General features: G+C 69.0%; 17 protein-coding genes and 2 tRNA genes. 5 read left to right on the top strand and 14 right to left on the bottom strand.

The genetic code is table 11. The features are described from left to right. Nucleotides 1–59: 59 nt before the first annotated feature. The 11 genes from ABUE11_RS14350 to ABUE11_RS14300 form a co-directional block, all read right to left on the bottom strand. Nucleotides 60–935 carry an ATP-binding cassette domain-containing protein gene (locus tag ABUE11_RS14350; RefSeq protein ID WP_367065960.1) on the bottom strand — a complete coding sequence of 292 codons (876 nt, stop codon included), beginning with the start codon at nucleotides 933–935 and terminating at the stop codon, nucleotides 60–62. Continuing rightward, complete coding sequence (locus ABUE11_RS14345) at nucleotides 932–1,921, bottom strand: ABC transporter ATP-binding protein (protein ID WP_367065959.1); 990 nt, start codon at nucleotides 1,919–1,921, stop codon at nucleotides 932–934. Before ABUE11_RS14345 ends, ABUE11_RS14350 begins: the two co-directional genes overlap by 4 nt. Continuing rightward, nucleotides 1,918–2,784, bottom strand: coding sequence for an ABC transporter permease (locus ABUE11_RS14340; RefSeq protein WP_367065958.1), 867 nt, complete (start codon nucleotides 2,782–2,784; stop codon nucleotides 1,918–1,920). The genes ABUE11_RS14345 and ABUE11_RS14340 overlap by 4 nt, the downstream gene beginning before the upstream one ends. Then, nucleotides 2,781–3,743 carry an ABC transporter permease gene (locus tag ABUE11_RS14335; RefSeq protein WP_367065957.1) on the bottom strand — a complete coding sequence of 321 codons (963 nt, stop codon included), beginning with the start codon at nucleotides 3,741–3,743 and terminating at the stop codon, nucleotides 2,781–2,783. The genes ABUE11_RS14340 and ABUE11_RS14335 overlap by 4 nt, the downstream gene beginning before the upstream one ends. A 69-nt stretch (nucleotides 3,744–3,812) precedes the next feature. Continuing rightward, entirely contained in the window at nucleotides 3,813–4,445 is a 633-nt protein-coding gene (gene pth, locus ABUE11_RS14330; RefSeq protein ID WP_367065956.1) for an aminoacyl-tRNA hydrolase, read from the bottom strand. A 101-nt stretch (nucleotides 4,446–4,546) separates the two neighbouring features. Then, nucleotides 4,547–5,173 carry a 50S ribosomal protein L25/general stress protein Ctc gene (locus tag ABUE11_RS14325; RefSeq protein ID WP_367065955.1) on the bottom strand — a complete coding sequence of 209 codons (627 nt, stop codon included), beginning with the start codon at nucleotides 5,171–5,173 and terminating at the stop codon, nucleotides 4,547–4,549. A 100-nt stretch (nucleotides 5,174–5,273) separates the two neighbouring features. Next, nucleotides 5,274–6,233 (bottom strand): ribose-phosphate pyrophosphokinase, encoded by a 960-nt coding sequence (locus ABUE11_RS14320; RefSeq protein ID WP_367065954.1) that lies wholly within the window; start codon nucleotides 6,231–6,233, stop codon nucleotides 5,274–5,276. 47 nt (nucleotides 6,234–6,280) lie between these two features. After that, a tRNA-Gln gene (locus ABUE11_RS14315) sits at nucleotides 6,281–6,357 on the bottom strand. Nucleotides 6,358–6,382: 25 nt separating this feature from the next. Then, complete coding sequence (gene ispE / locus ABUE11_RS14310) at nucleotides 6,383–7,249, bottom strand: 4-(cytidine 5'-diphospho)-2-C-methyl-D-erythritol kinase (protein WP_367065953.1); 867 nt, start codon at nucleotides 7,247–7,249, stop codon at nucleotides 6,383–6,385. 5 nt (nucleotides 7,250–7,254) lie between these two features. Then, a complete protein-coding gene (locus tag ABUE11_RS14305; protein ID WP_367065951.1) occupies nucleotides 7,255–7,761 on the bottom strand; it encodes a lipoprotein insertase outer membrane protein LolB in 507 nt (168 codons plus the stop codon). Beyond that, nucleotides 7,758–9,542, bottom strand: a complete 1,785-nt coding sequence (locus ABUE11_RS14300) for a tetratricopeptide repeat protein (protein ID WP_367065950.1) — start codon at nucleotides 9,540–9,542, stop codon at nucleotides 7,758–7,760. Before ABUE11_RS14300 ends, ABUE11_RS14305 begins: the two co-directional genes overlap by 4 nt. A 29-nt stretch (nucleotides 9,543–9,571) precedes the next feature. Between ABUE11_RS14300 and mutM the strand changes: the two genes are divergently transcribed. The 3 genes from mutM to mutY all read left to right on the top strand — a co-directional run bounded on the left by mutM (nucleotide 9,572) and on the right by mutY (nucleotide 13,552). Continuing rightward, entirely contained in the window at nucleotides 9,572–10,387 is an 816-nt protein-coding gene (gene mutM, locus ABUE11_RS14295) for a bifunctional DNA-formamidopyrimidine glycosylase/DNA-(apurinic or apyrimidinic site) lyase (RefSeq protein ID WP_367065949.1), read from the top strand. A 205-nt stretch (nucleotides 10,388–10,592) separates the two neighbouring features. Then, complete coding sequence (locus ABUE11_RS14290) at nucleotides 10,593–12,494, top strand: dynamin family protein (protein ID WP_367068828.1); 1,902 nt, start codon at nucleotides 10,593–10,595, stop codon at nucleotides 12,492–12,494. Next, entirely contained in the window at nucleotides 12,491–13,552 is a 1,062-nt protein-coding gene (gene mutY, locus ABUE11_RS14285; protein WP_367065948.1) for an A/G-specific adenine glycosylase, read from the top strand. The genes ABUE11_RS14290 and mutY overlap by 4 nt, the downstream gene beginning before the upstream one ends. 118 nt (nucleotides 13,553–13,670) lie before the next feature. Here mutY and rapZ read toward each other — a convergent pair whose 3' ends face one another. Genes rapZ through ABUE11_RS14270 form a run of 3 tightly spaced genes read right to left on the bottom strand, consistent with a single transcriptional unit; the run spans nucleotide 13,671 to nucleotide 17,140 of the window. Beyond that, the gene (gene rapZ, locus ABUE11_RS14280) at nucleotides 13,671–14,534 is read right to left on the bottom strand and encodes an RNase adapter RapZ (RefSeq protein ID WP_367065947.1); all 864 of its coding nucleotides are present in this window, start codon (nucleotides 14,532–14,534) and stop codon (nucleotides 13,671–13,673) included. Nucleotides 14,535–14,537: 3 nt separating this feature from the next. Further along, the gene (gene recN / locus ABUE11_RS14275; RefSeq protein ID WP_367065945.1) at nucleotides 14,538–16,241 is read right to left on the bottom strand and encodes a DNA repair protein RecN; all 1,704 of its coding nucleotides are present in this window, start codon (nucleotides 16,239–16,241) and stop codon (nucleotides 14,538–14,540) included. Nucleotides 16,242–16,243: 2 nt separating this feature from the next. Beyond that, nucleotides 16,244–17,140, bottom strand: a complete 897-nt coding sequence (locus ABUE11_RS14270) for an NAD kinase (protein ID WP_367065944.1) — start codon at nucleotides 17,138–17,140, stop codon at nucleotides 16,244–16,246. A 28-nt stretch (nucleotides 17,141–17,168) separates the two neighbouring features. Here ABUE11_RS14270 and hrcA point away from each other — a divergent pair, with 28 nt between their 5' ends. Together hrcA and ABUE11_RS14260 are read left to right on the top strand one after the other, a co-directional pair. Continuing rightward, on the top strand, nucleotides 17,169–18,173 hold the full coding sequence (gene hrcA, locus ABUE11_RS14265; RefSeq protein WP_367065943.1) for a heat-inducible transcriptional repressor HrcA: 1,005 nt from the start codon (nucleotides 17,169–17,171) through the stop codon (nucleotides 18,171–18,173). 33 nt (nucleotides 18,174–18,206) lie between these two features. Next, nucleotides 18,207–18,283 (top strand) — tRNA-Ile (locus ABUE11_RS14260). The last annotated feature ends 12 nt before the right edge of the window (nucleotides 18,284–18,295 follow it).

The raw sequence follows: 18,295 nt of genomic DNA, 5'->3' as shown, positions 1-18,295 counted from the left end.
ATCAACTGCCCGCGGTTGTACTACAGCGGGTGCGGGCGCGCCGACTACGGGCCGGGGCTTCAGTCCAGAAAGTCGTCGATGCGCGGCACGGCCGTGACCAGGGCCTGGGTGTAGGGGTGCTGTGGTGCGCCGAACAGGGCCTGGGGCGCGCCGCGCTCCACGACCTGGCCGCGGTAGAGCACCAGCACCTCGTCGCACAACTGCTGCACCACGGCCAGGTCGTGGCTGATGAGCAGAAAGCTCAGGCCCAGGCGCTCCTGCAGGTCGGCCAGCAGGTTGAGCACCTGGGCCTGCACCGAGACGTCGAGCGCGCTCACGGGCTCGTCGGCCACGATCAGGCGCGGGCGCGTGATGAGGGCGCGCGCGATGGCGATGCGCTGGCGCTGGCCGCCCGAGAACTCGTGCGGATACTTCAGCGCATCGCCCGGGCGCAGGCCCACCTGGGCCAGCACCTCGGCGGCGCGCTCGCGCAGCTCGGCGCGCGTGGTGCGCGTGGCAGCGGCCAGGGCCTGCAGCGGCTCGGTGACGATGGTCTCGACGCGCTGGCGCGGGTCCAGCGAGCCGTACGGGTCCTGGAACACCATCTGGAAGTCGCGCCGCGCCGCACGCAGTTCATGGGCCGGCAGACGGTGCAGGTCGCGCCCGAGCAGCTGCACGCTGCCGGCCGTGGGCACATCGAGGGCCATCACCAGACGCGCCAGCGTGGATTTGCCCGAGCCCGATTCGCCCACCACGCCCAGGCTGCGCCCCGCGTGCAGATCGAAGCTCACGCCGGCAAGCGCCGTCAGCTGCGGGCGCGGCGCAAACAGGTGCGTGCGCGGCAGCGCGTAGTCGCGCCGCAGCTCGCGCACGCGCAGCAGCGGGATATTTGTGTCAAATGGGCCTGCAGCGCCCGATGGTAGAGCGCTGGCAGCTATCGATTGCATAGTGTTCACGGTGCATCCCCCAGGCGTATGCAGCGTGCCTCATGCCCCGCGCCCAGGTCCACGGCCTGCGGCAGGGCGGCGTGGCAGGCGGCCACGGTGCGCGGGCAGCGCCCGGCAAACGGGCAGCCCGTGGGCAGGTCGGTCAGCTCGGGCACGGTGCCGGCAATGGTGGGCAGGCGGGCGCCCGTCACACGCGCCGCGCCCCATTGCGGGCGGGCGGCGAACAGGCCCTGGGTGTAGGGGTGGGCGCGCCGTTTGAAGACGGCGCGCGTGGGGCCGGCCTCGACGACGGTGCCGCCATACATCACCAGGGTGCGGCGCACGCTCTGGGCGATCACGCCCAGGTCGTGCGAGATGAGGATGAGCGCCATGTCGCGCTCGGCCACCAGGCCGTGGATCAGGTCGAGGATCTGGCGCTGCAGCGTCACGTCGAGCGCCGTGGTGGGCTCGTCGGCAATGAGCAGATCGGGCCCGCAGGCCAGCGCCATGGCGATGGTGATGCGCTGGCGCTGCCCGCCCGAGAACTGGTGGGGGTAGGCGTCGAGCCGCCGCGCGGCCTGGTCTATGCCCACGCGCTCGAGCAGGGCGATGGCCTCGGCGCGCGCCTGGGCCGCCGAGAGGCCCTGGTGCAGGCGCAGCGGCTCTGCGACCTGTTGGCCTATGCGGTGCACGGGGTTGAGGGCCGTCATGGGCTCCTGGAACACCATGGCCATGCGGTTGCCGCGCAGGCCGCACAGCGTGCGCTCGGCCAGGCCGATCAGCTCCTGGCCATGAAGGCGCACGCTGCCCTGGGCCCGCGCGCCCTCGGGCAGCAGGCCCATCAGGGCCAGGGCGGTGAGCGACTTGCCGCAGCCCGATTCGCCGATCAGGCCCAGGGTCTCGCCGCGCTCGAGCGTGAAGCCGAGGTCGTGCACGGCGCGCACCGGGCCGCGCGCCGTGGGCAGGGTGATGGCGAGCTCGCTGACCTCGAGCAGCGGGGCGGGGCTTGTCGTCATCGTTGGCGTGCGAGACGGGGGTCGAGCAGGTCGCGCAGCCCGTCGCCGAGAAGGTTCAGGCCCAGCACGGCCAGCGCAATCGCCACGCCGGGCCAGACGGCGAGCAGCGGGGCCTGGAACATCAGCGTCTGCGCCTCGGCCAGCATGCGCCCCCAGGAGGGCTGGGGCGGCTGCGTGCCCAGGCCCAGGTAGGACAGGGCGGCCTCGGCCAGGATGGCGAGCGCAAACTGTATCGTGGCCTGCACGATGAGCACCGAGGCGATGTTGGGCAGCACATGCTCGAGCGTGATGCGCCACGGCCCCTTGCCGCAGGCGCGCGCGGCCAGGATGTAGTCGCGCGCCCAGACGGCCTTGGCCGAGGCGCGCGTGACGCGCGCAAACGTCGGTATGTAGAAGATGCCGATGGCGACGATGGCGTTGACCATGCCCGGCCCGAACACCGCCGTGAGCATGATGGCCAGCAGCAGCGCCGGGAAGGCGAAGGTGAAGTCCGCCAGGCGCATCACGGCCTCCTCCACCCAGCCGCCGCGCGCCGCGGCCAGCAGGCCCAGCGCCGCGCCCAGGGCCAGGCCAATGCCCACGGCGATCACGCCCACGGCAATCGACGCGCGCGCGCCCACCAGCAAGAGCGAGGCCACGTCGCGCCCATAGGCGTCGGTGCCCAGCCAATGCGCGGCGCCGGGCGGCTGCAGCATCGCGTCCATGTCCATGTCGTTGGGTGGCCAGGGTGTCCAAAAGAGCGATAGCAGCGCCGCGGCTAGCAGCAGCGCCGTGAGCGCCGCGCCGATGGCAAAGCTGCGCTGGCCGAGCGCGCGGCGCCAGAAGCCTGGCGCGCTGGGTTGGGCGGCGGGAAGGGCGCTCACAGCCCGGCCACCTTCACGCGCGGATCTATGGCCGCGTACAGCAGGTCGACGACGAAGTTCACCAGCACCACCATGGCCGCGAGCAGCATCACGCAGTTGCGCACCACGACCAGGTCGCGGTTGGCTATGGACTGAAAGATCAGCCGGCCCAGGCCGGGCAGGTAGAACACGTTTTCCACCACGATGGTGCCGGCCAGCAGGTTGGCGAACTGCAGGCCCATGACGGTGACCACGGGAATCATGGCGTTGCGCAGCACATGGCGCCAGAGCGCGGCGCGGCGCGTGAGGCCCTTGGCGCGCGCGGTGCGCACGAAGTCCTCGCGCAGCACGTCGAGCACGGCCGAGCGCGTGATGCGCGCCAGAATCGCCGCCTGCACCACGGCCAGCGCCACGGCCGGCAGCAGCAGCGCTCCGAGCGCGGGGAGCACGCCGCCGCCGCTGGCCTCGGTCCAGCCCGGAAAGCCGCCGGCCGAGAACCATTGCAGCTTCACCGAGAACAGCAGGATGAGCAGGATGGCGAACCAGAAGTTGGGAATGGCGATGCCGATCTGCGCCAGCCCCATCACACCCCAGTCGCCCAGGCGGTTGTGGCGCGCCGCCGCATACAGGCCCGCGGCCAGGGCCAGGGCGCAGGTCAGCAGCATGGCCAAGAGCGCGAGCGGCACGGTGAGCGTGAGGCGCTCGGCGATGAGGTCGACGACCGGCGCGCCATAGGCGTGGCTGTCGCCCAGATCGCCCGTGAGCAGGCCCGCGAGCCATTGGCCGTAGCGCACCAGGGCGGGGCGGTCGAGCCCCAGCTGCGCGGCGAGTGCGGCCACGGCCTCGGGCGCGGCGTCGGGGCCGAGCAGCACCTCGGCGGCGTTGCCCGGCAGCACCTCCAGCACCCAGAACACCACGCAGGACGCGCCCAGCAGGGTCAGGATCAGCGTGGCAAGGCGTCGGAGGGCGAACAGGGCCATGCCGAAAATTCTAATGAAAAACGGGTGAGACGTCCGTCTGACAAGCGCGACCAGCTATCAAAAGCATAGTTATGCCGCAGCATCCTGGGGCGTGGCCGGCGGTGCGGGTCTGGGCGGCTTGGGGCGCGGGGGCTTGGTGGTGTGCACCTGCAGCGTGGCCTTGTCCATGTCGCCCGCGAGCATGGCGGGCCAGGCCTTGAGCGAATGGGCGATGCTGTCCTCGATGAGCTGGCGCTGGTCGGGCGCGGGTTTCTTGAGCACCCAATGGACGACCTCGGACTTCACGCCCGGGTGGCCAATGCCCAGGCGCAGGCGCCAGTAGTCACTGCTGCCGAGCTGGGCGTGGATGTCGCGCAGCCCGTTGTGGCCCGCATGGCTGCCGCCGCGCTTGAGCTTGGCCTGGCCCGGTGGCAGGTCGAGCTCGTCATGCACGACGAGGATTTCCTCGGGGGCGATCTTGTAGAAGCGCGCCAGGGCCGCCACGGACTTGCCCGAGAGGTTCATGAAGGTCTGCGGCTCGAGCAGCCAGACGCTGTGGCCGCCGACGCTGGTGCGCGCCATCAGGCCGTGGTAGGCGCGCTCGGGCACCAGCGTGGCCTTCAACTCGCGCGCCAGCGCGTCCACCCACCAGAAGCCCGCGTTGTGGCGCGTGGCCTCGTACTCCGGGCCCGGGTTGCCCAGGCCGACAAACAGTTTGATCATGGCGGCGATTATCCGTGGGGCTCAAATGCAAACGGCCCACGCAGGCGTGGGCCGTTGGTCTGTGGGCCGCGCACCTTGGGGCGCGGCCAGGCAAGCAATGCTTACTTCTTGCCCTTCTTGGCCGGTGCGGCGGCGGGTGCCGGTGCGGCAGCGGCGTCGACCACCACTTCGGGCAGCTTGATGGACACCAGGGCGGGGTTCTTGTTGGAGCCGCGCACGATGACCTTCACGCCATGGGGCACCTTCAGCGACTGCACGCCCAGGGTGGACTTGGAGGTCAGGCCGCTCAGGTCCACGGTGACGAACTCGGGCAGCTGCGAGGGCATGCACATCACGTCGACTTCGTGGATCAGCGGGGTGACCGTGCAGCCTTCGGACTTCACGGCGGGCGAGGCTTCCAGGCCTTCGAAGTGCAGCGGCACCTTCAGGTGCACGCGGGTCTTCTCGTCCACGCGCTGGAAGTCCACGTGCAGCACCTGCTGCTTGAACGGGTGGTACTGCACGTCACGCAGCAGCACCTTGGTGACCTGGCCGTTCAGTTCCATGTCCAGGATGCTGGAGTGGAAGGCTTCCTTCTTGAGGGCGTGCCACAGGGCGTTGTGATCGAGTTCGATCTGTTGGGGCTCGGCACCGCCACCGTAGACGATGCCGGGGGTCTTGCCCGAAATGCGCAGACGGCGGCTCGCACCCGTACCTTGCTTGGCGCGCTCAAAAGCGACGAATTGCATGACTGACTCCTGATGGGGCCGGCCGCGACCAGCCTGGCCCACTGTTGAAAAAGACCCCATACCCGTTCGGGCATGAGGCCTGCGTGATGTTCGCCGACGCTCAGTCGGAGAACAGGCTCGATACCGACTCTCCCTTGGAGATGCGCTGGATCACCTCGGCGATCAGCGGCGCCACGGAGAGCTGGCGAATCTTGTTGCACCCCTTGGCGGCTTCGCTCAGGGGGATGGTGTTGGTCACCACGACCTCGTCGAGGGCCGTGCCCTTGGCGATGCGCTCGATGGCCGGGCCCGAGAAGATGGGGTGCGTGCAATAGGCGTAGACGTTCTTCGCGCCACGCTCCTTGAGCACCTCGGCGGCCTTCACCAGCGTGCCTGCGGTGTCGATCATGTCGTCCATGATCACGCAGTTGCGGCCGTCGATGTCGCCGATGACATGCATGACCTCGGACACATTGGCCTTGGGACGGCGCTTGTCGATGATGGCCAGATCCGTGCCCAGCTGCTTGGCCAGGGCACGTGCGCGCACCACGCCACCCACGTCGGGGCTGACGACGATGAGGTTCTCGTACTTCTTCTGGTCCAGGTCACGCAGCAGCACCGGCGAGGCGTAGATGTTGTCCACCGGAATGTCGAAGAAGCCCTGGATCTGGTCGGCATGCAGATCCATGGTCAGCACGCGGGCCACGCCCACGGCCTGCAGCATGTTGGCCACGACCTTGGCCGAGATCGGCACGCGCGTGGAGCGCGGGCGGCGGTCCTGGCGGGCATAGCCGAAGTAGGGGATCACGGCGCTGATGCGTTCGGCCGATGCGCGCTTGAGCGCGTCGACCATGATCAGGAGCTCCATGAGGTTTTCGTTGGTCGGCGCGCAGGTCGGCTGCACCACGAACACATCGCGGGCGCGCACGTTCTGCTTGATCTCGACCGTCACCTCGCCGTCGGAAAAGCGCCCCACATCGATGGCGCCCAGCTGGGTGCCCAGATGCTGCACGATTTCGGAAGCCAGGCCGGGGTTGGCATTACCCGTGAAAACCAGAAAATCAGGGGTATTGGAATGCATGATCGACTCGGCAGTCTGGGTGATTGTCCCGTACGGGATATGAATTTTGGCAGGGGAGGAAGGATTCGAACCCTCGCATGCCGGAATCAAAATCCGGTGCCTTAACCAACTTGGCTACTCCCCTACACAGGTCGACTGCCATGGTGCAGTCAACCCTTTATCTCTTCATCCAAGACCCAATCCTGTAGTGGATGAAGCCTCAGATTATCGCACATTTTTGTCTGCCATGTTGCATTCGCATCATTCAAATCGACATCATGTGCGGTTTGCGCAAACACTGCACTACCGGAGCCGGTCATGCGCGCCTGTAATCCCTTGGTGGCCAGCCAGGCAAGAGCCTGATCGACCTCGGGGCACAGCATCTGCGCAACCGGCTGCAGATCGTTCCTGCCAAATTGGTAGGGTGCTGCAGCAAAGCCTTGGATTGTAGCATCAGCTGAATCGCGTCTGAGCAATGGATGCGAAAAAATTGCCTTGGTGTCCAGGCCAGCCTCGGGCTTGACGACGACGAGGCGGGTGTGCGGCAGTTCGTGCTCCGGCCCGAGGGGGCGGATGATGTCGCCAATGCCCTCCACCCAGGCGTTGCGTCCGCACAGGAAAAACGGCACGTCGGCGCCCAGGGCGAGGCCTATGGCCTGCAGCCGCGCGCGGGGCAGATTCAGGCGCCAGAGCCGGTTGAGCGCGAGCAGGGTGCTGGCCGCATCGGACGAGCCTCCTCCCATGCCCGCCTGGGCCGGAATGCGCTTGTGCACGCCGATATGGGCGCCCATGCGGCATCCGGTCGCCGCCTGCAGCGCACGCGCGGCGCGCAGCACCAGGTCGTCGGCGGGCAGGGTCAGGGTCAGGTCCTCGCGCGAGATGCCACCATCGGCGCGCAGCTCGAAGTGCAGGGTGTCGCACCAGTCGATCAGCATGAACACGGACTGCAGCAGATGGTAGCCATCGGGCCTGCGGCCCGTGACATGCAGGAACAGGTTCAGCTTGGCCGGCGCGGGCACGTCATACAGGCTATGCATGGGGTTCAGAGACTCAGGATGATGCGCAGCTCGGTGCGCGGCGCCGGGCTGTGGCGCGTGGCCGTGACGCGGCCCCGGTCCAGGGCGCTCAGGTCGGCCTCCCAGCCGGTGGCCTGAACCTGCTCGCCCCTGAGCCAGCCGAACAGGGCCGCTATGGGCAGCTCGGTCCCCGTGAGCTCATATACCAGGGCCGGCAGGGAGGTGGACCTGCGGACCTCCGTGCCATTGTCGAGCTCGGCATGTCCGGCGGACCACTTGAGTTTGGCGATGACGTTGCCCAGCGGATTGAACAGCGTGAGCGCGCCCGCATCGGGGCCGCCCATGAGCTCGAAGCCGGCATTGAAGGAGCGGCTCGCCTCGTCTTCGACCTGCACGGCCAGCCGGCCGCTCCAGTGGTCGGGGGCGGCGCCGCTCGGGCGCGGCGGCTGGGCGCAGGCCGCGAGCAGGGCGCCGCAAAGGCCGGCCAGCAGCAGTCGGCCGCGCCGGGGGCGGCCGGTGTGCGCGGCATTCAAGGATGCGCTCCCAGGCGCTTGATGGTGTCCCGCAGCGTCACATTGTCCTTGTCGATGCTCAGACCCTCGCGCCAGATGGCGAGTGCGCGCTCGCGCTGCCCCAGGTGCCACAGCACCTCGCCCAGGTGGGCGGCGATTTCCGCGTCGCGGCGTATGTCGAAGGCGCGCTCGAGAATCGTCAGCGCCTCCTGGTGGTGGCCCAGGCGAAACTCGACCCATCCGAGGCTGTCGGTGATGAAGGGGTCCTGGGGCGCGAGCTCGAGCGCCTTGGTGATCAGTGCCTTGGCTTCCTGCAGGCGCACGCCGCGGTCGGCCAGCGTAAAGCCCAGTGCGTTGAGCGCATGGTGGTGATCGGGTTTGCGCGCGATGATGCTGCGCAGCAGGCGCTCCATGTCCCTGGGGCGCTTGGCCTTCTCGGCCAGCATGGCCTGGTCGTAGACGAGGTCGTCGTCCTGGGGAGAGAGAGCGACGAGCTTGCCCTGCAGCTCATAGGCCTCGCGGTAGTGACCCGCCTCACGCAGCAGCTGCACCTCGGCCTGCATCTTGAGGCGCTCGCCCTCGGCATCGTGGGTGGGCGTCGCGCGGATCAGCGCACGGGCCTCGGCGAGCCGGCCCTGGCGCGCCAGCAGCGAGGCGCGCCGGCTCTGGACGGCCAGCAGCTCGGATGCGTCCTCGATGCGCGCCAGCCAGCCCTGTGCCTTGGCGAGATCACCGCGCTTTTCGGCGATCTGGGCGTGCATGAGATAGGCCTGGTTCATGGCCTGCTTGCGCTGCTCGTTGTCCGTGAGGGTGCTCTGCTGCTCGGTGAACCGCTGCAGCGACGATTCGGCCTCGTCCAGTCGATTGGCCTGCAGCTGCAGCGTCGCCTGGATCAGCCAGGCCTGCGCAAGGTCGGGATGGTCGCGTGTGACGGCCTGCACCTGCGTCAGGGCATCGTTCAGGCGCTGAGACTCTATGAGCACCCGCGCGTAGCTCATGCGCACCTCGGGGGCGGGCTCGCCGCCCAGATAACGTGCGAGCAGGGGTTCCGCCTGTGTGACCCCCGCCTCGAGCAGCTGTACGGCCAGCATGGCCGCACCATCGTCCTCGGGATCCTGCGCCAGCGCATTGCCCGCGGCCTCCAGCGCGTCGCCCCTGTCGTCGGCGGCGAGATACATGCGCCCCAGGCTGGTCCAGGCGGTCGGGCCCACGGCGGGGTGGCTGAGTTCGCCCTGCAGCGCTTCGCGCACGATGCGCGCGGCCAGTGCCTTGTCGCCTGCGCGCGCATAGAGCATGGGCAGGCTGCGTATGGCCGAGATCTTCTCTCGCGTGGACGACTGCGCGAGCTCCCGGCGCAGCGGCGCGGCGCTGTCCTCGATGCGGTTGAGCGCCACCAGAATGCGCAGCAGGTAGCGGTTGGCATCGCGTGACTGCGGCAATGCCTGCTGCCATGCGTGGACCGCGGCCAGGGCCGACTCGCCCGAGCGTGCCTGCAGCGCGATGTCGGTGGCGCGGCGATACAGCTGCGCGTCGCCGCTGCGCCGCGCAGCGTCCAGTATGAGGTTGTAGCCCAGGGCCGGGTCGCCCGCGCGGGTCGTCATCTCGCCGAGCAGCAGCTCGTAGAACAGCTCGGCATTGAGCGCGGCACTGGCCGCACCGTCCCTGTCTTCAGCGGAGGATGAAGCCGGCGGTTCGGATGTGCCGGGCTGTGCATGGGCCGGCCATGCGGCGGCCGTGATCACCGAGACCAGGGCGGCCCGCCAGAAACGCTGAGAGAAGTCCATCGGCTCATAATAATCCATGGTTTTGCGAGTTCTCGAGACATATCTTCATGCCTGAGCTGCCCGAGGTCGAGGTCACCCGGCGTGGCTTGGCCGACCCCGTGACCGGTGCGACGATTCGCGCCCTGCACCTGGGCAAGCCGCTGCGCTGGCCGCTGGGCATCGCGCCGGCGGCACTCGTGGGGCAACGCGTGCTGGCCGTGCGCAGGCGTGGCAAGTACCTGCTGCTGGACCTGCAGGAGGGCTTGCTGCTCGTGCATCTGGGCATGTCGGGCAGCCTGCGCTTTGCATCGGAGCTGCCCCCGCGCGGCGTGCATGACCACTTTGAGATGGTCACCGACCGCGGCACGCTGCGCCTGCACGATCCGCGCCGCTTTGGCGCCGTGGTGTGGGCCGCGGGCGAGGACGATCCGCGTGCGCGCAAGCTGCTTGACGCGCTGGGCGTCGAGCCCCTGGGCGATGGTTTCGACTTCTCCGCGTTTCATGCCGGCCTGCGGGCCAGTCGCATGCCCATCAAGCAGCTGCTGCTGGCGGGCAGACTGGTGGTTGGCGTGGGCAACATCTATGCCTCGGAGGTGCTGTTTCTCGCGCGCATACGGCCGACGACGCGCGCGAGCCGCATTGGCGAGCAGCGCGCACGGCGCCTGCATGCCGCGATCCGCGAGGTGCTGGCAAGGGCCGTGCAGCAGGGGGGCAGCACGCTGCGGGATTTCCACGGCCCCGACGGCGGCTCCGGCCATTTCCAGACTCAGACCCATGTCTACGGCCGCGAGGGCCTGCCGTGCACGGTCTGCGGCACACCCGTGCAGATGCTGCGCCAGGGCCAGCGCAGCAGCTATTTCTGTCCGCATTGCCAGAGGCCCTGACTGATGGGGCCGCCTGCGCCGCCGTCGGTTGCGGCCTGTGCGGGTGCTATATTGCCGCCTCTCGCCCCTGCGGGCGCGCGGGCTTGGCGCGCATTGATATTCCGGGAACGACGTGAGCCCCACATCCTCATTCAATCAACGGTTTGACCAGCATGGCGCCTGGCGGCGCGCGTTTGCGCAACGGCTGCAGCGGCTGGAGCAATGGATGGGCGCGCACGAGCTCATGGACACGGCCGTCCAGGAGCGGCTTCGGCGCCTGGAGGAGCAGGTGCGCAGCGACAAGGTGACCGTGGCCTTCGTGGCGGAGTTCTCGCGCGGCAAGTCCGAGCTCATCAACGCCATCTTCTTCGCGGGCTATGGGCGGCGCATCATGCCGGCGGGCGCGGGGCGCACCACCATGTGCCCCACGGAGCTGTGCTTCGAGGCCGGCATGGAGCCCTGTCTGCGGCTGCTTCCGATCGAGACCCGCCTGCAGCCGCTCGGGGTGGCGGAGTGGCGGCTCAGGCCCGGCAGCTGGGTCAGGCTGGCGCTGAACACCGACGACGCCGAGCAGATGGCTGCGGCGATAGCGAAGGTGTCGCAGATGCGCCGTGTCACCGTGGACGATGCACGTGCCCTGGGTTTCTGGAGCGACGCGGCCGACGCCGACAACCCCCTGCAGGACGAGGCCGGCATGGTGCAGGTGCCCATGTGGCGCCACGCCATCGTGAACCTGCCGCACCCGCTGCTCAAGCAGGGGCTGGTGATTCTCGACACCCCGGGCCTCAACGCCGTGGGGGCCGAGCCCGAGCTGACCATCAATCTCATTCCCCAGGCGCATGCCGTGGTGTTCCTGCTCGCGGCGGACACGGGCGTGACGCGCTCGGATCTGTCGATCTGGCGCGACTACCTGGGCATGGCCGAGGACGCCTTCGACGAGCGGCTCGTGGTGCTCAACAAGATCGACACGCTGTGGGATGCGCTCAGCCCGCCCGAACAGGTGCAGGCGCAGATCGAGCGCCAGCGCCTCGAATCGGCCGAGGTGCTGGGCGTGCCGGCGAGCCAGGTGATGGCCGTATCGGCGCTCAAGGGCCTGCAGGCCAAGATACGGTGCGACGACATGCTGCTGCAGGCCAGCGCCCTGCCGCAGCTCGAGGTGGCGCTGGCCACGGGCATCATGGGCCGGCGCCAGGCCATATTGCGCGCCACCGTGGCCAGCGGCGTGGCCAGCCTGCAGGCCGAGGTGCGGCGCGTGATCAACATCCGCCGCCGCGACCTGGACGACCAGATGCTGGAGCTGCGCAGCCTGCGCGGCAAGAACGCATCGGTCATAGAGGCCATGCGCGCGCGCATCGAGGTCGAGCAGCGCGAGTTCGAGGCCAGTGCCACGCGCATCCAGGCCCTCAGGGCCGTGCACCTGAAGATGCTGCGCAAGCTGTTTCTGCAGCTCGGCCCGGGTGGGCTGAAGGCGCAGCTGCAGGCCCTGGGCGATGCGTTGCAGGGCACGGGCGTCAGGCTCGGCGTGCGCAAGGTGTATGGCGAGACCTTTGCGCGCGTGCGTGCGACCCTGCAGGAGGCCGAGGCGGCAGGCATCGAGATCCACGCCATGCTCGGCGGTACCTTCCGCCAGCTCAATGCCGACTACGGCTTTTCGCTGCAGGTGCCCGCCGCACCCGCGATGCAGGACCATGTGGCGGAGCTCTCGCTCATCGAGCAGCGCCATCTGCAGTATGTGGGCGTGGTCAGCGCGCTGCGCCTGGCGCCGCAGGAGCAGGCGCAGCGCCTGCTGCGCGCCCTCGCCATGCGCGTGCGCACGGTGTACGAGGCCGTTGCCAATGACCTTGAGCTCTGGAGCAAGACGGCCCTCGCTCAGCTCGACGCGCAGCTGCGTGAGCGCGAGCGCAGCTTTGTGCGCCGCATGGAGGCGGTCGATCGCATCCAGCAGGCCGCCAGCGGGCTGGTCGAGCGCATTGCCGAGATCGAGGCGGCCGAGCAGGGTCTGGGCGGCATCGAGTCGCGCCTGCTCGAGCTCACGGCCGAACTCGTGCAGCAACCGGTCGATCACGACGCGCCGGCCGGGCAGGATCAGGCAGCCACCGTTCCGCAGCCCCTGACGACCTCGGCATGAGCGTGCCCGCGGTGCAGATCGCCGCGCAGGTGGTGCGCTGGCAGGCCGAACATGGGCGCAATGCGCTGCCCTGGCAGAACACGCGCGACCCGTATCGCGTGTGGCTGTCCGAGATCATGCTGCAGCAGACCCAGGTGGCCACGGTGCTGGACTACTACGCGCGGTTTCTCGAGCGCTTTCCCGACGTGCGCGCCCTGGCTGCGGCGCCACAGGATGATGTGCTGGCCCTGTGGAGCGGGCTGGGCTACTACAGCCGCGCGCGCAACCTGCACCGCTGCGCGCAGATCGTGGTGAGCGCGCATGGCGGCGCGTTTCCGCGCACCGTGGCCGAGCTTGCCGTGCTGCCGGGCATTGGCCGATCCACGGCCGGCGCCATTGCCGCGTTCTGCTTTGGCGTGCGCGCCCCGATTCTGGACGCCAACGTGCGGCGCGTGCTCACCCGCGTGCTGGGCTTTGGCGCCGACCTTGCGCAGGCCGCGAACGAGCGCGCGCTCTGGGATTTGGCCGAGGCCTTGCTGCCCCAGGGCGACCTCGACCGCACCATGCCGCGCTACACCCAGGGCCTGATGGATCTGGGCGCCGGCATCTGCCTGCCGCGCAACCCGCACTGCATGCTGTGCCCGCTGCAGCAGGCCTGCGTGGCGCGCCGCCAGGGCAATGCCGAGGACTACCCGGTGCGCACGCGCAGGCTCAAGCGCAGCGCCCAGGCCTGGTGGCTGCTGCTGCGTCAGGACGACGCGGGCCGGCTGTGGCTTGCGCGGCGCCCGCCCGCGGGCATCTGGGCCGGGCTGTACTGCCCGCCCGTCTATGGCAGCCGCGAGGAGCTGGAAGAGGCATTGGCCCCCGAGGGCGCCCGGGGCGCGCACGACACGCAAGATCTGCCCACGTTCACCCATGTGCTCACGCACCGCGACCTGCACCTGCACCCGGTGCTGGCGCGGGGGCAGGCGCCGGCGCCGTCATGCGCCGAGCCCGCGGCCGCGGGCTGGTTCACGCCGGGCCAATGGCAGGGCATGGGATTGCCGGCGCCGGTGCGCAAGCTGCTCGACGCCTTGTAGGCCGTTTGTGCAAAAAAATTGATAGCTGCTTGCGCTTGTTGCAAGGCCATTTGAAGATGAATTTCATTTCAAATGGCCAAAAGAAGGGCGCCAGCAGCTATCAATTCAAGAGTGCGCCTCAGATGCCGTCGAGCTCACGGTGGCGGCGCAGCGTGCTCCAGCGCTCGGAAAACTGGGCGCCGAGCTGCTCCACGAGGTACACCGAGCGGTGCTGTCCGCCCGTGCAGCCGATGGCCACGGTGACGTAGCTGCGGTGGTTCTGCGCCAGCGCGTCCAGCCAATGCTCGAGGAACTGGGCGATATGCGACTGCATCAGCGCCACCTCGGGCTGGTTGCGCAGAAACTCGGCCACGGGCTCGTCCCGGCCGGTGAGGGCGCGCAGCGCGGGCTCGTAATGCGGGTTGGGCAGCATGCGCACGTCGAACACATAGTCCGAATCAAAGGGTACGCCGCGCTTGAAGGCAAAGGACTCGAACACCAGCGTCAGCTGTCCGGGCTTGAGGGCGAGCAGCTCCTTCACATAGCTCAGCAGCTGCGCGGAGCGCAGCGTGCTGGTGTCTATGACATGGGACTGGGCGCGCAGCTCGGCCAGCAGCTCGCGTTCGAGCTCGATCGTCTGCACCAGCGCGCGCCGGCCTTCGAGCAGCTCGTCGCGCGACAGCGGGTGGCGTCGGCGCGTCTCGGAAAAGCGCCGCACCAGGGTGCCCGTGGAGGCATCGAGAAACAGCGAGCGCACGATCACGCCCTGCTCGCGCAGCCGCTGCAGTTGCTGCGGCACGAGCGGCAGGGCCGTTGCGCTGCGCACGTCCATGGCCACGGCCACGCGCTGACCATGGTGCGCGTGCTCGAGCGCGACGAAGGAGGTCAGCAGCTCCGGCGGCAGGTTGTCCACGCAGTAGTAGCCCGCATCCTCGAGCGCGTGCAGCGCAACGGACTTGCCCGAGCCGGACATGCCGGTGATGACGACGACTTCCAATGCCATGGTTCAGCCTGCTGTGGTGGTGGGAGGGGGGGACGAGGAAAACGTGGTGGAGGGATGGGCGCCACCCAGCATCTCCCGCGCATGGGCCAGCGTGGTCTCGGACAGCCGCTCGCCGCCCAGCATGCGCGCGATCTCGGCCACCCGCTGCTCGCCGCTGGCGGGCGCCACGGCGCTGGTCGTGCCCTCGGCCTGGCGGCGCTTGGAGACGACCAGATGCTGGTTGGCGCAGGCCGCCACCTGGGGCAGGTGGGTCACGGCCAGCACCTGGCGCGCGCTGCCGAGCTGCTGCATGAGCCGGCCCACGGTCTCGGCCACGGCGCCGCCCACGCCCGAATCGACCTCGTCGAAGATCAGCGTGGGCGCCTCGCCCAGCGCGCTCGTGGTGACGGAGATGGCCAGCGCAATGCGCGAGAGCTCGCCGCCCGAGGCCACCTTGCCCACGGGGCGCGGCGTCATGCCCGGGTGGCTGCTGACGAGAAAGCTCACCTGATCGAGCCCCTGCGGGCCGGGCTCGGCCGCCTTGTCCACCTGCACCTCGAAGCGTCCGCCGGTCATGCCCAGGCCCTGCATGGCCTCGGTGATGGCCTGGGCCAGCCGGGGCGCGGCCTTGGCGCGTTTTTGCGACAGAGCCCGCGCGGCCTTGAGGTAGGCCGCGCCATGGCTCTGCTCGGCGGCCTCGAGCACGGCCAGATCGGCGGCGTCGTCCAGGCGGCGCAGCGCCTGCCTCCAGCCCTCGAGCAGCGCCGGCAGCTCGGCCGGCTGGCGCCTGTAGCGGCGTGCGAGCTGCATCCATTGCGACAGGCGCGCGTCCAGCCGCTCCAGTGCCGCGGGGTCGGGCTCGGCATGGCGCAGATAGCCCTGCAGTGAATGCGCCACGTCGTCGGCCTGCGCCATGCAGGAATCGAGCACCTCGCCCAGGGCTCGAAAGGACTCTTCGAGATGTTCATGGCCCCGCAGCAGCTGGCGCGCGCGCGCCAGCGCGCTCAGGGCGCCGCCGTCCTCGTCGCCCTGCAGCGCGCCCAGGGCGCCATGGGCGCTGTCGAGCAGCGCCTGGGCGTTGGACAGGCGTGCGTGGCTGGCGTTGAGCTCGTCCCATTCGCCCTCGCGCGGCGCGAGCCTGTCGACCTCGCCGATCTGCCACTGCAGGCGCTCGCGCTCCTGCTGCAGTGTGTCCTGGGCGCTGCGCGCATGCTCCAGCGCCTTGCGCGCGTCGCGCCAGGCGCTCCAGAGCGCGGCCAGGGGCTCGACCTGGGCGCCCGCATAGGCGTCGAGCAGGCCGCGCACGGCGTCGGGCCGCGTCAGGCTCTGCCAGGCATGCTGGCCGTGGATGTCGAGCAGATGCTCGCCCAGCGCGCGCATCTGCGCGGCCGTGGCCGCAATGCCGTTGATCCAGGCGCGGCTCTTGCCCTGCAGGTCCACGGTGCGGCGCAGCAGCAGCACATCCTCATGGGGAAAGCCGGCCTCGTGGAGCCAGGCGGCCAGCGCCGCTGGGCCGGTGTCGAACTCGGCGCAGATGTCGGTGCGCGCCGCGCCCTCGCGGATCACGCCGGTGTCCGCGCGCGCGCCCAGCAGCATCTGCAGCGCATCGATCAATATCGACTTGCCCGCGCCGGTCTCGCCCGTGAGCACCGTGAAGCCCGCGTCCAGATCCAGGTCCAGCGCCTGCACGATGACGAAGTCGCGCAGCGCAATGCGTCTGAGGGCCATGCTCAGGAGCCTCCCTCGTTCCAGCGCAGCTTCTTGCGCAGGGTGGCGAAGAAGCTCCAGCCGCGCGGGTGCAGAAAACACACGCGGTGGGCCGAGCGCCGCACCAGAATCCGGTCGCCATGCTGCAGCGAGGCCAGTGACTGCATGTCGAAGTTGGCGCTGATGTCGCGCCCGCCCACCACCTCGATGGCGATCTCGGCCGCGTCGGGCAGCACGATGGGCCGGTTGGAGAGGGTGTGCGGCGCAATCGGCACCATCACCCAGCCGGGAATCAGGGGGTGGAGCATGGGCCCGCCGGCCGACAGCGCATAGGCCGTGGACCCCGTGGGCGAGGCCACGATGAGACCGTCGGCGCGCTGGTTGGAGACGAACACGCCGTCCACCTCCACGCGCAGCTCCACCATGCCCGAGGTGGAGCCGCGGTTGACCACCACGTCGTTGAGCGCCAGCGCCTCGAAGACCGACTCCCCGGCGCGCTCCACGCGTGCCTGCATCAGCGGCCTTGCGTCCTCTTCATACTCGCCATGAAATATGGCCGTGAGGGCCGCCTCGTAACCCTGCAGCGGAATGTCCGTGATGAAACCCAGCCGCCCCTGGTTGATGCCGACCAGTGGCGTGCCATAGGCCGCGAGCCTGCGGCCCACGCCCAGCATGGTGCCGTCGCCGCCGACGACGATGCACAGGTCGCAATGCCGGCCGATGTCGTCCACATCCAGCGTGTGGTAGCCGGTGATGCCGGTGCTGGCCGCGGTATCGGCCTCCAGCGTGGGTTCGCACTCCTGCTGCGCGATGAGCTGGGCAATGCTTTCAATGATGTGCCGCGAGCTGCCCGATGCCGCTCCGGCCACCGGTTGCTGGTATTTGCCTATGACGGCGACGCGACGGAAGATGGGCTTCATGCAGAAATTACATCATTAAAATGACCTGATGCTGGATGACCGCTCCAAGTTATTGCTCAAGGCGCTGGTCGAGCGATACATCGCCGACGGGCAGCCGGTGGGCTCCAGGACCTTGTCGCGGGCATCGGGCCTCGAATTGTCGCCCGCCACGATACGCAACGTGATGGCCGACCTGGAGGAGCTCGGGCTGATCGCCAGCCCCCACACCTCGGCCGGCCGCGTGCCCACCGCCAAGGGATATCGGCTGTTCGTCGACACCATGCTCACCGTGCAGCAGGAGCAGCTGCCGGCCCTGCAGATCAAGCCCGAACAGCCCCAGAAGGTCATCGCCAACGCCGCGCATCTGCTGTCGAGCCTGTCGCAGTTCGTCGGCGTGGTCATGGCGCCGCGCCGCGCCTCGGTGTTCCGTCACATCGAATTCCTGCGCCTGTCCGAGCGGCGCCTGCTGGTCATCATCGTCTCGCCCGACGGCGACGTGCAGAACCGCGTGCTGTTCACCGAGGCCGACTACAGCCAGTCGCAGCTGATCGAGGCCGCCAACTTCCTCAACGCGCACTACACCGGCCTGACCATGGAACAGGTGCGCGAACGCCTCAAGCTCGAGGTGGACCGCCTGCGCGGCGAAATTGCCGTGCTGATGCAGGCCGCGGTCAGCGTGGGCAGCGAGGCGCTGTCCGAGCAGCAGGACGAGGTCGTGATCTCGGGCGAGCGCAACCTGCTGTCCGTGAGCGATTTCTCCAGCGACATGGGCCACCTGCGCCGCGCGTTCGACCTGTTCGAGCAGAAGACCCAGATCCTGCGCTTGCTCGACATCTCCAGCCGCGCCGAGGGCGTGCGCATCTTCATAGGCGGCGAGAGCCAGGTCGTGCCCTTCGAGGAACTGTCCGTGGTCAGCGCACCCTACGAGGTCGATGGCCAGGTGGTCGGCACGCTGGGCGTGATAGGCCCGACCCGCATGCCCTACGACCGCATGATCCAGATCGTGGACATCACCTCCAAACTGGTGACCAACGCCCTGAGCCACCAGAAGTAGCGCATACAATGCGCGTTTTGCTTCACGCAAACCGGGGCGTTAGCTCAGTTGGTTAGAGCAGAGGACTCATAATCCTTTGGTCGTCGGTTCAAGTCCGCCACGCCCTACCAAGCTACACAAGG

The sequence above is a fragment of the Oryzisolibacter sp. LB2S genome (genome assembly GCF_040732315.1).
In the GTDB taxonomy this organism is placed as follows: domain Bacteria; phylum Pseudomonadota; class Gammaproteobacteria; order Burkholderiales; family Burkholderiaceae_C; genus Alicycliphilus; species Alicycliphilus soli.
The sequence above is the reverse complement of the archived record's forward strand: the minus strand, read 5'-3'. Positions and strand labels throughout refer to the sequence as shown.

What these genes read in the sequence shown, in the direction of transcription:
- mutM (WP_367065949.1), top strand. Translation starts at nt 9,572, where the DNA reads ATGCCTGAGCTGCCCGAGGTCGAGGTCACCCGGCGTGGCTTGGCCGAC.
- ABUE11_RS14320 (WP_367065954.1), bottom strand. Translation starts at nt 6,233, where the DNA reads ATGCATTCCAATACCCCTGATTTTCTGGTTTTCACGGGTAATGCCAAC.
- mutY (WP_367065948.1), top strand. Translation starts at nt 12,491, where the DNA reads ATGAGCGTGCCCGCGGTGCAGATCGCCGCGCAGGTGGTGCGCTGGCAG.
- ispE (WP_367065953.1), bottom strand. Translation starts at nt 7,249, where the DNA reads ATGCATAGCCTGTATGACGTGCCCGCGCCGGCCAAGCTGAACCTGTTC.
- ABUE11_RS14270 (WP_367065944.1), bottom strand. Translation starts at nt 17,140, where the DNA reads ATGAAGCCCATCTTCCGTCGCGTCGCCGTCATAGGCAAATACCAGCAA.
- pth (WP_367065956.1), bottom strand. Translation starts at nt 4,445, where the DNA reads ATGATCAAACTGTTTGTCGGCCTGGGCAACCCGGGCCCGGAGTACGAG.
- ABUE11_RS14345 (WP_367065959.1), bottom strand. Translation starts at nt 1,921, where the DNA reads ATGACGACAAGCCCCGCCCCGCTGCTCGAGGTCAGCGAGCTCGCCATC.
- recN (WP_367065945.1), bottom strand. Translation starts at nt 16,241, where the DNA reads ATGGCCCTCAGACGCATTGCGCTGCGCGACTTCGTCATCGTGCAGGCG.
- ABUE11_RS14325 (WP_367065955.1), bottom strand. Translation starts at nt 5,173, where the DNA reads ATGCAATTCGTCGCTTTTGAGCGCGCCAAGCAAGGTACGGGTGCGAGC.
- ABUE11_RS14300 (WP_367065950.1), bottom strand. Translation starts at nt 9,542, where the DNA reads ATGGATTATTATGAGCCGATGGACTTCTCTCAGCGTTTCTGGCGGGCC.
- ABUE11_RS14290 (WP_367068828.1), top strand. Translation starts at nt 10,593, where the DNA reads ATGGGCGCGCACGAGCTCATGGACACGGCCGTCCAGGAGCGGCTTCGG.
- hrcA (WP_367065943.1), top strand. Translation starts at nt 17,169, where the DNA reads ATGCTGGATGACCGCTCCAAGTTATTGCTCAAGGCGCTGGTCGAGCGA.
- rapZ (WP_367065947.1), bottom strand. Translation starts at nt 14,534, where the DNA reads ATGGCATTGGAAGTCGTCGTCATCACCGGCATGTCCGGCTCGGGCAAG.
- ABUE11_RS14335 (WP_367065957.1), bottom strand. Translation starts at nt 3,743, where the DNA reads ATGGCCCTGTTCGCCCTCCGACGCCTTGCCACGCTGATCCTGACCCTG.